Here is an 11,520-nt window from a genome sequence, read left to right on the forward strand (position 1 = left end):
TGACTAATTATTGAGCCTAGGGTCTCAATAATTCCGAGTGCCTGAAACGTTATTGTTTCAGGCACTTTTCTCACAGCGGAAAGTTTCGGTATTTTTTGGAATCGATTTAAAAATTGGAACTCATTTTTATTTCTTTGCAGAATTGCTTTACTTATTTTACTTTAAAATAGTTTGTCTACATTCTAAATAGCCGGAGTAATCCGGCTTTTCTTGTGATTTGAATGCAGTAGGGAATAAAAACACGGGGATAAATGTTCGGGAATCAAGCACTTTCTAGAGAAAAGTGAAAGAGTTTTCAAAGAAATATTGAAGAAAAGCCGAAAAAATAGTAAAATGGGATGGCTGATTGCAGCAAATCAACTTTTCTGCTTTCTCCTCTTTGGAGAAGTGTCCAACATTAGAAATGGAGTATTCAATGAAGAAAAAAGTTATCTTGAAAAGCAGTATCCTAGCGGTCGCTGCCGGTCTCAGTGTTTTTGCGATCAATAGCGTTTTCGCAGATGAATTGCCAGTGCAGTTCATGGGAGTCAATGACTTCCACGGTGCCTTGGAACAAACGGGGACAGCTCGTTTAGAAGGGGAAACTGTCAAGAATGCAGGAACAGCTCCGCTATTAGCAACCTACCTGAACGATTCCCAAAAAGAATTTGAAACGGAAAATGCAGGAAGTCCAAATGCTAGTATTCGTGTGCAAGCTGGAGATATGGTCGGCGCTAGTCCAGCCAATTCTGCCCTTCTTCAAGATGAACCAACTGTAAAAGTCTTCAACGAAATGAACTTTGAATACGGAACTCTTGGTAATCACGAGTTTGACGAAGGGCTTGGTGAATTCAACCGGATCATGAAGGGAGAAGCCCCAACACCTGGTCAATTCAACAAGATTGTCGATGAGTACCCACATGAAGCTTCCAAACAAGAAATTGTTATTGCCAACTTGGTTGACAAAGATACCAACAAGATTCCATTTGACTGGAAACCTTATACCATCAAAGAAATCCCAGTCAATGATAAGACCGTTAAGGTCGGATTTATCGGGGTTGTTACGACAGAATTTCCAAATCTTGTTTTGCGTAAAAATCACGAACAATACCGTGTTTTGGATGAAGCAGAATCGATTGCCAAATATGCGCGTGAACTGAATGACCAAGGCGTTCATGCTATCGCTGTCTTGGCCCACGTTGCTGCAACAAGTAAAAATGGGGTAGCAGAAGGACCAGCTGCAGACATGATCAAAAAATTAAACCAGATCTATCCTGAAAACTCTGTGGACCTTGTCTTTGCAGGTCACAACCACCAATATACAAATGGGATGGTCGGTAATACCTTGATTGTTCAAGGAACGTCTCAAGGGAAGGCTTACTCCGATGTCCGTGGGGTCCTAGATACGGATACAGCTGACTTTGTCAAAGCTCCAACTGCTAAAATTATCGCGGTAGATCCATCGAAAGGCAAAGCAAAAGATGCCAAGGTCCAAGCGATCATCGATGATGCCAATGCGACAGTTAAAAAGGTAACAGAAGCAAAAATCGGTACAGCAGACAAGGCTGAAAATATTACCCGTGAATTGAATGCGCAAAAAGAAAGTGCTGTTGGAGATTTGGTCACAGCAGCGCAACTAGAAATTGCTAAAAAATCAGGTTATCCAGATGTAGACTTTGCCTTCACCAATAATGGAGGAATCCGTGCAGACCTCGTGGTGAAACCAGATGGAACAGTCACTTGGGGTGCAGCTCAAGCGGTGCAACCATTTGGAAATATCCTTCAAGTAGTCGAAATTACTGGAGAACAAATCTATAAAGCTTTGGACCAACAGTATGATGAGAAAGAACTCTACTTCTTGCAAATGGCAGGGATCAAGTACACCTATACAAAACCAGCCGATGCAACAGAAGAAAATCCATATAAGGTTGTGAAAGCTTACAAGGCAGATGGAACCGAAATTGATCGCAACAAGACCTACAAGGCGATTATCAACGACTTCTTGTATGGTGGTGGTGATGGCTTCTCAGTCTTCCGCGATACAAAATTGATCGGGGCGATTAATCCAGATACTGAAGTCTTTATCCAATACATCGAAGATGTGAATAAGGCAGGGAAGAAGTTATCTGCTTCAATCTTGGGTAACAAGACATTTGTGGAAAAAGTGGAAGAAGAAATTCCTGCTCCAACACCAACTCCACAACCAGAACCTCAGCCAGCACCGGTGGATCCAGCAACTCCTGTAGCTCCGATCAATCCTGTAGCTCCGGTCAATCCTGTAGCTCCAGTAACTCCTGCTACCCCAACTCCTCAACCTGAAAACCCAGTAACTCCAGCTCAACCAGCTGCAAGCGAAACAAAAGAAGTAGCAACAAACAAACCAGTCGCTGTCACTTATCATACGGGTGGCCAAGCAGAAGTAGCTGCTACACCAGCAACGGGTCTTCCAAAAACAGGTCAAGATGAATTGGCTTCAACCGTCCTTAGCCTCTTTGGTATGACCTCACTAGCTTTAGCAGGCTTTGTAGTCAGCAAAAAACGCGAAGGCTAACTGGGGATAGAAAGTATACAAACTGTTTTTGCATAAAAAAATAAATGATTCTGCAATAGATATCATTTACTCCTTACTGGGACTTTCCGCCGTGAGAAAAGTGCTTGAAACAATATTGTTTCAAGCACTCGGGAGTTTTGAAACCTTAGGTTCAAAACTAAGTCATGGAGCTTTGAAGAAGTTCGCTGACGTCCGTTCTCACCTAAGGAAAGTTTCTCAGAATACTTTGACTTCAATCTGAAACGTCCGTTCTTTTAAGAAACGGACGTTTTTCATGTCTTAGGCTGTTTTCTCTATCCAGACACTGCGGACAAAGAAGAGGCTGATCAGAGCCAGTGCTAGAAAGACAACTCCAAGGTAATAATAGGGCTGATCCATTGTGGTGGAGCGACCGGAGAGATTGACAATCCCTCGGTAGAGGGCTCCTGCTGTGAGCGTAGCCACTCCGGAATTCCAAAGATTGAGACTCAGGCGAGAGAGGCCTTTCACCATGAACTGTAGAGCCACTAACAGTGCCCCACCGATAAAAGAAATCAAGAAGAGGTAGTGCATGAAGGCAGAAGTTTCGCCAAAACTAAAGTGTTCGTAGATGCGACTTCCGACAAAGAAAAATGCTGAGATTAGAGTGTACCAGAGGATGGTCTTTGTCAACCGTTTTTTGATAGGATTAGTAACCGATGTAGACAATGTCACTCACCGCCCTTTCTGAAATAGTACCATTTGTAGTTGGTTTGTTCATAACTTGGCCATTGAAGTAAAGGGTAGAAGATCCACCACCATCCAAGTTGTAGGCTGTTTTAACGCCATAAGACTTCATCACTTCCGCTAATTGGTAGAGAGATAGTCCTTCACTTTCTGAAGTCCGTCCATCTGACACGACGATAATGTAGTGGTTTTCATCGATGATTCCGATCGCTGTACGTGGGTTGGATGCCATGGACTGCCCAACTTCTGAGTTCGTATCGACAGTAATTTCTCCATTTTCAACTAAGGAAGGACCGAAAGCAAGGAGATTGACGACCCCGTCTTTGACCAATTGATCCGCAGAGATCTCATCTTCATAGATAATTTTGAAGGATCCATCCTTATAAATCGCCAGGTCCCCATTGCTTGAATCTTCCCGAACGGTATCGCGGTAGACCACTCCATTTCGGATGACGTATCCTGTACTGTTAGCCCCGTAATAGTCGCCGTTCACTGCTAGAATAGCACTGTTGTTGGCGGCTGTGACGGAGGTCTTAGCCGTTACATTTGTCCCGTAGGTGTTTTGTGCAAAGGCTGTTTTGAGATAATCTGCCGAGCTGACTGTGATATCTGCGATGTAAACCTGGGTATTTTCAACTGTTTTTTCTGTTAAAGTCACCTGGATATTGTCATCTGAATAGCTAGTATCGGTCGTTGTAGCTGAAGCAGCTGCTTTTTTGGCTGCCTTAGTGTCCGTAGTCGTAGCTTTTACGGTTTGGATAGCATCGGATAAGACAAAGGTCTTGAGCATCGAGTAGCTAAAACTGCTGGTCAAAAGAAGGCCAAAGCAGGCAGCATAGGTATAGGATTTTTTAAAGAATTTCATGGTGGGGAGCTGTCCTTTCTTTGAAGATTACTTTTTTCTGGATCACCCATGAGACCAGAAAGAGGAGGAAGCCAACGACAATTTTACTGATCAGGAGATTGAGCCCGAAAGCAGTATAGAAGAGTCGAATCAAGAGCGTATCGAGAATAAAGAGGCCGAGGGCTAGACCAAAGTAACCACTTCCGGTTTTAGCGACGCTGTCTTTATTCTTAAAGACCAGGTGCTTGTTAGTCGAGTAGTTAAAAATGGAACTCGTCACACGAGCGATCCCGTTCGCTAGGAGAATGCGAAGACTAATGGGCACAGCCATCATCACGAAAAGGAAGAAAGCGTAGACTAGATAGTCAACGATAAAACTACTCAGAGAGGAGAGAGCAAACTTAAACATGTCCTTGTAGATCATGAGGCCATCTCGGATAGGTCGGAAGTGGGAACCTTCATTGTCATTGATGTAGACTGTTTCAATCGGAACTTCTAGGATGGGATAGGCCTTACTAGCTGCAAGGAGAACATTCATCTCATATTCATAACGCTGTCCGTCAACCTCAAGCATGAAAGGCAAGAGATTCGTAGTAAAAGCCCGTAAACCTGTTTGGGTATCGCTGATTGCCACTCCGGTTTGTTTTTTGAAGAGGAAACGGGTCAATTTGTTTCCAAAAGCAGAACGCAAAGGAACTTGGCCAGAAAAGGCGCGTGCTCCTAAAATAAGTGCTCCAGGATGTTCTTGAGATTGGTTAACAACCCTGAAAATATCCCAAATTTTGTGCTGACCGTCTGCATCAGCTGTAACAATGCTTCCATAGGTACCTCTTTCTAGGATGTATGCATAAGCAGTCTTGAGAGATTGCCCTTTTCCTTGGTTGTGCTCGTGGGTCAGGACTGTCGCAAGACCGTCCAATTTGTCAAAAATCACTTTCTTGTCGTCATCACTTCCATCGTCGACGACGATGATGTGGAGATCACTCTTAGCGTGAACCAGGCGAACCAATTTGACAAGATTCAGATCCGGTTGATAGGCGGGGATGATAAGATAGTTCATAATCGTTCCTCGTTTCTTGAGATTTGTTGTAGCTAGTATAAAGACTCAAGCTTAAAGCTAACTGATATCAGTTTTCTTTAAGGAAAAGGGGCAGGAAAGGAGTATCTTTCCTTCTATTAATTGCCATTTTTAAGGGGAAGTTTCTCTTCAATATCGTAGGGTGTGTAAAAAATGATGTTTCAAATCCTAAAGATAATCCTTGCCTTTGTTCGAAAAGTCTGGTATAATAGTTTCTTGTGAGTAAACCTCACTTACCCCTTGCAAAGACTTGGGGTCATTAGTCCAAAAGGAGGAACATTATCAATGGCTAAATACGAAATTCTTTATATTATTCGTCCAAACATTGAAGAAGAAGCTAAAAACGCTTTGGTAGCACGTTTCGATTCTATCTTGACTGACAACGGTGCAACTGTTGTTGAATCAAAAGATTGGGAAAAACGTCGTCTTGCATACGAAATCCAAGATTTCCGTGAAGGACTTTACCACATCGTAAACGTTGAAGCGAACGACGCTGTAGCTCTTAACGAGTTCGACCGTCTTTCAAAAATCAACGGTGACATTCTTCGTCACATGATCGTAAAAGTTGACGCGTAAGAAATCATCAGAGGTGACTTATGATTAACAATGTTGTACTTGTCGGTCGTATGACCCGTGATGCTGAACTTCGTTACACTCCAAGCAATCAAGCAGTTGCTACTTTCAGCCTAGCTGTCAACCGCAACTTCAAGAGTCAGAATGGAGAGCGCGAAGCCGATTTCATCAACTGTGTGATCTGGCGTCAGCAAGCAGAAAACTTAGCCAACTGGGCTAAGAAAGGTGCTTTGATTGGGATTACCGGTCGCATTCAAACACGTAATTACGAAAACCAGCAAGGTCAACGTGTTTATGTCACTGAAGTCGTAGCAGACAGCTTCCAACTATTGGAAAGCCGTGCAGCACGCGAAGGGCATGCAGCTGGTGGCTATTCATCAGGTAACGGTGGTTTTGCTGGAAATGCAGCCCCAAGCTTTGGTGGATCTGAACCAAGCAATGCAGCGCCAAACTTTGGTCGTGAAGAAAATCCATTTGGAGCCAATCCAATGGACATCTCAGACGACGATCTTCCGTTCTAAGAATGGGTTTAACGAATTAAAACTATAAAGGAGAATTAAACATGGCTCAACAACGTCGTGGCGGATTCAAACGCCGTAAAAAAGTTGATTACATCGCAGCAAACAAAATCGAATATGTCGATTACAAAGATACTGAGCTTCTTAGCCGTTTCGTTTCAGAACGTGGGAAAATCCTTCCTCGTCGTGTAACTGGAACTTCAGCGAAGAACCAACGTAAAGTAACAACAGCTATCAAACGCGCTCGCGTAATGGCTTTGATGCCTTTCGTAAACGAAGATTAAAGAAAAGACCCTTACGGGTCTTTTTTTCACGAGCTTGAAAACCAGAGAGCGAATTAAGACCCTTACGGGTCTTTTTTTCAGGTCCGGTGGACCTCTTTTTGGCTCTTTGTCAACTGTAGTGGGTTGATGAAAAGTTATAACCTGGAGAGGATCAACTTGGTTCTCTCCTTTTTGATGTTCAGAGCGATGAGGATTCTAGTTTTATAGTTTTCAAAGTTCCTGAATCCAAAAGCATTGTGTTTGATGAGATTATTAGTGCCTTCTAATTTGGCGTTGGAATAGGGTAACTGAAGGGCGTTGACGATTTCTCTTTATCCTTTAGAAATGTTTTAAAGACATTCTGAAAGAGAGGATGAACCTGTTTTAGATTGTCCTCAATGAGTCCGAAAAATTTGTCAGACTCCTTATTCTGAAAGTGAAAAATCAAGAGTTGATAGAGATTATAGTGGTGTTTCAAGTCTTCTGAATAGCTAAAAAGCTTGTCTATAATCTCTCAGGAAGCTGGTCTATTTTTTGTATATATGAATCTATTCCGCATCACTCTATTTTATTATATAATCAGGAAAGGAAGATTGTATAATATGATATTGAAATAATGATAAAAAAATAATATATTTTTACGGTTAAATCATATTAAAATCATATTACTAAAAATGAAGTAAATAAACAAGTATATATAAAATGAGTATTTGGAGGACATTTATTTAAAAAGATAGTTTTAGAAACGGTGTATATCACTTATAGCACGAAAGAAAGATTTCAATTATAGAAAAAAAGTAGGTAAAGGGTTGAAATATAAATACATAGTGATATACTGGTATCTGAAAAAATTAAAAAAATTGAGGAGAATAAAATGAAATATCATTTTAATGAGCGCCAACGCTTTTCTTTACGTAAGTATAGCTTTGGTTTAGCATCTGTTCTTTTAGGAACAGCCTTCTTTTTGAGTGGGCAAGTCGCTAGCGCTGATGAGACAAATGTTTCTGAAACTTTGTCCACTTCCGTAGTATCTGCTAGTCCAGATAGTTCAACAAGTACATCGGAATCTTCAGTGCCAGAAACTTCTGAATCAAAACCTACAGTAGCTGAAAAACCTACTGTAGCATCAGAAACTTCTGAGTCAAAACCTACAGTAGCTGAAAAACCTATTGTAGCATCAGAAACTTCTGAGTCAAATGCTACACTTGCAGATAAAGCTGTTGAGACACCAGAAAAGGCTGAAGTTTCTTCAGATTCTGAAAAACTTGCAACAGAGAGTCCAAAATCTGAAAAGTCAGAAACACCAGCTAAAGAATCAAGTGAAGATACGGCGAAAGCAACTGAAGGTAAAGCTGAAGTTGCTGAAAAAGATGACAAGTCTACTGATAAAGCTCCAGCTCCTGCTGAAGCACGTCGTTCAACACGTACACGCCGAGCTACTTCAGAAGATAAACGAGAAGTATCAAATTGGAATGACTTTGTTTCAGCCTTAGAGGATGGGAATGTTAGCGAAATCACTGTTAATGGTGATATCGTAGCTCAAGGTGACAATGGTAACACAGATAGACCAGCTGCTGGTTCTGTTGACCGTAAGACTACCATTAGTGCACCATCCCGTGCAGTTACTATCCAAGGTAAGGACGACAATGCTCGTCTAGACCTTTTGTCACATACTCTGGAATTGACAGGAGCTAGCTGGGAACTAAACCTCAAAAATCTTAAGATTGCTTCAGCAAACTCTAGAGGTCCAATTGAACTATCAAGAACTAGTGGTTCAAATACAGTTACCTTTGAAAATGTAACTAGTGTTGGTTCATCACTTTATGGTGGTGGTGGTAACACAAATGTTGTTATCAAAGGAAATACAACATCAACAGTTAGTGACAGTTATCAAGCAGCAAATGGTCAAACTCAGTATGTTCAACGGAACGTGGGACAAGCTGGTAAATCAGATAAACGTCGTGAATCAAACATTCATGATGCTAAATCTGTAACAGTTGCTGAGGGAGCTAGTTTAACTCTTAACCGTTCTTCTCAAGGGGATGCAATTACTCTTGAAAGTGGAGCTAAAGTCAGTGTAAAAGATAAAGCTAGTCTTACTATCAATATGAACACTGACAACCAAACTGATAGTGCTCGCTACCATAATGCTGGTATTTTCATGGCTGATGGCGGTACAGTGGAAACTGGTAAAGAGTCTAAACTTGTACTTAACACTAGTATCGGACAAGGTATTTCGCTTGGTGTCAATAGACCTGGAGATGGTGTAACAGATAAAGATCGTTTTGGCGGTTATGGCACTAAAAATAGCAATCGTAAGAATGGTCCAAGTAAAGTTATTATCGGTGACGGTGCGACCTTTGAATTAAATGGTCGTGATGGTGTGATTGCTGGTAATAATGCTGAGTTTACAACGGGTGCAACTTCTAAAGTTCGATTTGAAAATAAAGGCCGTGGTGTTGCGATTGACTTAGGTAATGATTCGAAAGTTAATTTTGGTAAAAATTCAACCAATACATTCCACTCAGTAGGTAAAGGTCCTAAGAGTGGTGGAGGCCCTTCAGGAAGCTATGACGGTTATAACTATATTGGTCTAAATGAAAATGGTCACATTGTCGTAGATGACTATGCAACATTCCGTGTCCAAATGGATGATCGTGGTGATAATGCCTGGGATGATGTTATTTCACTTGACTCTACTAGTGGACGAAAGGATCAACCACTATTCCAGGCTAATAAGGGTTCTATTGTAGATATCCGAGATGACAATACTAACTACTATGCGGAGTTGATTTCGGTACCTTTGGGAAATAGTTCTAATACCTTCTTCCAATTTAACAACCCACTTTATGTCTCATTACTACGTTATACTAAATCAGATGGTCTTTCAGCAGGTGAAATTACTGGTAAATTGCCACTATCAATTCCTCAAGGGAATAACCCAGAGGATATTGGACACGGTAATATTCTTTATATCTCAAATCAAACAGCCAGTTCAGGTAACCGAGTAGAATTTAACGGTCCAACAGGAACACTCGTTAATCCAGGTCTTGGAACATATACTGTTTATTCATTGAATAAAGATGGTAGAGATGCACAGAGTCGTAATAAGCAAAGCTCTGTTTGGACTAATATCCAGGGTGGTGCATTGCCAATTGCTGGTTTCAAAAGTGGTAGACCAGATATTCAACCTGCTAATGCTACATCTGTTCAGACTGGTTCTTCTTCTGGTGGTGTAAGTGCTACAGATAGAACCTATGGTATTGACCCTGTTGATAGAAACCGTCAAAACATTTGGGTTTCGAACGGTTCCACAATTAATCCTACAGCTATCCATAAAAACGTTATCAAATACGTTTATGAAGATGGTACACCAGTTAAAGATGACGTCATTCAATCATCAGATTGGAATCGTACTCTTGAGATTGCCATTGATCAGGACCAATTTAAAGATGTTTTGAAGAATTCAACTGTAAGTAATGGTGATGAATTCTTGACTGCTTACAGTAAAGCAAAATACAATGTTGGTGATATCGATGGCGATGGTAAAGCTGATACAGGTTGGAGAGTAGCAGGAACTACAAACGACGAAACTGTTAACTATACTGCTGTAACTTCTCCTAAGCTAAGTGGCTATAAGGCTGAAATTTTATCAACTAACGTTCCTGGACTAAAAGCAGGAGACAATGCAGATAGTGTAGCTGCTTCTTATACTTACAATCCTTCTACTGCGCCAGCAGATACTATCATTGAAACTAGTGCAGGTCGCAGAACAATTTCTGACACTTATTGGCGCAATATTGTAGCTAAGTCTGATTTAGGAAGCTATGAAACTGTAGTTGTTTATAAGAAAGAGAAACAGAAAGCTACTGTCAAATACATTGATACAAGTGCTAATAATAAGGAGTTGGCAAAAGATACAGTTGAAGGTACAGCTGGTGAAGCTATTAACTACTCAACGGATGCTAAGATTGCTGATTTTGTTAATAAAGGTTATAAACTTGTAGAAGATGGTTTCACAAACTCAACTGCAGATCAAAAGAAATTTGATGATGATGCATCAACAGATCAAGAATTCGTAGTTAAGTTTGCACACGATGTAACTCCAGTTGGACCAAACGATCCACATAACCCAACAGATCCAATCAATCCAAATGATCCAAACAGTCCAACATACCCTGCGAAAGATCAATGGACGAAAGATGTAACATCAACTGTTCATTATGTGGTATCAGACGGTAAGGCAACTGCCCCAGCTGACAATGTTCAAAATGCACAATGGACACGTACCTTAACACTTGATAAGGTAACAGGTGAAGTTCTCTCATCTACTCCATGGGTAGCTAACAAGACTGATTATGCGTCAGTTCCTACACCAGGATTGACAGGTTACTATGCGGATAAAGGAAGTGTTGCTTCTAAGACAGTCACTCAAGAAAATCTTGAAGAAACTGTAACTTACAAACCACTTGGAAACTTGGTTCCAAAACCAGAGACACCAAACGATCCAAACTTCCCATCAACACCAGAAGTGAAGTATCCAAATGATCCAACAGATCCAACGAAACCAGGTCAACCAGTTGTTCCTAATGTACCAGGTTATGAACCACATCTTCCAGATCCAAACGATCCAACGAAACCAGGTAAACCAGTAGAACCAGGTAAGGAGCTTCCAAACCTTCCAACAAACCCAGGTGACGACACACCAATCATCTACGTACCAATCGTAAATGATGTGAAGAAACCAACTAAACAAACAGTTAAGTTTGAAGGAGCAGGCGATAAGACTCCAGGAGACAATGTCCAAGATGACTTTACATTTACTGGTAAAGAAAACAAAGCTTCTGGAACTACAACATGGAATGAGAAGAGCCATACTTACGGTAAGGTATCTGTTCCAGTAATTCCAGGTTACTACGCTGATAAGACAGAAGCCGGTGGTAAGACAGTTACTCCAGAAAATCCTGAAGCAACAGATACAGTTACTTACAAACCGCTTGGTAGCTTGG

General features: G+C 41.1%; 8 protein-coding genes and 1 pseudogene. 5 read left to right on the forward strand and 4 right to left on the reverse strand.

What is annotated here, in order from left to right; translation table 11 throughout:
* Positions 1 to 415 precede the first annotated feature (415 nt).
* Entirely contained in the window at positions 416 to 2,530 is a 2,115-nt protein-coding gene (locus ACVC7Q_RS07015; protein ID WP_447265350.1) for a surface-anchored 5'-nucleotidase, read from the forward strand.
* Between the two features lie 279 nt (positions 2,531 to 2,809).
* On the opposite strand, the gene ACVC7Q_RS07020 is transcribed toward ACVC7Q_RS07015, so the two are convergent.
* Genes ACVC7Q_RS07020 through ACVC7Q_RS07030 form a run of 3 tightly spaced genes read right to left on the reverse strand, consistent with a single transcriptional unit; the run spans position 2,810 to position 5,139 of the window.
* Complete coding sequence (locus tag ACVC7Q_RS07020; RefSeq protein WP_447265351.1) at positions 2,810 to 3,223, reverse strand: hypothetical protein; 414 nt, start codon at positions 3,221 to 3,223, stop codon at positions 2,810 to 2,812.
* The gene (locus ACVC7Q_RS07025) at positions 3,198 to 4,100 is read right to left on the reverse strand and encodes a phosphodiester glycosidase family protein (protein ID WP_009731598.1); all 903 of its coding nucleotides are present in this window, start codon (positions 4,098 to 4,100) and stop codon (positions 3,198 to 3,200) included. The genes ACVC7Q_RS07020 and ACVC7Q_RS07025 overlap by 26 nt, the downstream gene beginning before the upstream one ends.
* Entirely contained in the window at positions 4,087 to 5,139 is a 1,053-nt protein-coding gene (locus ACVC7Q_RS07030) for a GtrA family protein (RefSeq protein WP_447265352.1), read from the reverse strand. The genes ACVC7Q_RS07025 and ACVC7Q_RS07030 overlap by 14 nt, the downstream gene beginning before the upstream one ends.
* Positions 5,140 to 5,442: 303 nt before the next feature.
* Here ACVC7Q_RS07030 and rpsF point away from each other — a divergent pair, with 303 nt between their 5' ends.
* The 3 genes from rpsF to rpsR are packed head-to-tail and all read left to right on the forward strand — an operon-like array spanning position 5,443 to position 6,532.
* A complete protein-coding gene (gene rpsF, locus ACVC7Q_RS07035) occupies positions 5,443 to 5,733 on the forward strand; it encodes a 30S ribosomal protein S6 (protein WP_003005040.1) in 291 nt (96 codons plus the stop codon).
* A 20-nt stretch (positions 5,734 to 5,753) separates the two neighbouring features.
* Positions 5,754 to 6,251: a single-stranded DNA-binding protein gene (locus ACVC7Q_RS07040; RefSeq protein ID WP_049515946.1), complete on the forward strand. Its 498-nt coding sequence runs from the start codon at positions 5,754 to 5,756 to the stop codon at positions 6,249 to 6,251.
* A gap of 41 nt (positions 6,252 to 6,292) precedes the next feature.
* Positions 6,293 to 6,532, forward strand: a complete 240-nt coding sequence (rpsR, locus tag ACVC7Q_RS07045; RefSeq protein WP_000068664.1) for a 30S ribosomal protein S18 — start codon at positions 6,293 to 6,295, stop codon at positions 6,530 to 6,532.
* Between the two features lie 134 nt (positions 6,533 to 6,666).
* On the opposite strand, the pseudogene ACVC7Q_RS07050 reads toward rpsR, so the two are convergent.
* Positions 6,667 to 7,025, reverse strand: a pseudogene (locus ACVC7Q_RS07050) (transposase); the annotation flags it as partial.
* A 360-nt stretch (positions 7,026 to 7,385) separates the two neighbouring features.
* On the opposite strand from ACVC7Q_RS07050, the gene ACVC7Q_RS07055 reads away from it, so the two are divergent.
* Positions 7,386 to 11,520, forward strand: a 4,135-nt coding sequence (locus tag ACVC7Q_RS07055; RefSeq protein ID WP_447265353.1) for a mucin-binding protein, incomplete at its 3' end; no start/stop codon positions are given.

It is taken from the genome of Streptococcus sp. W151, assembly GCF_053010205.1.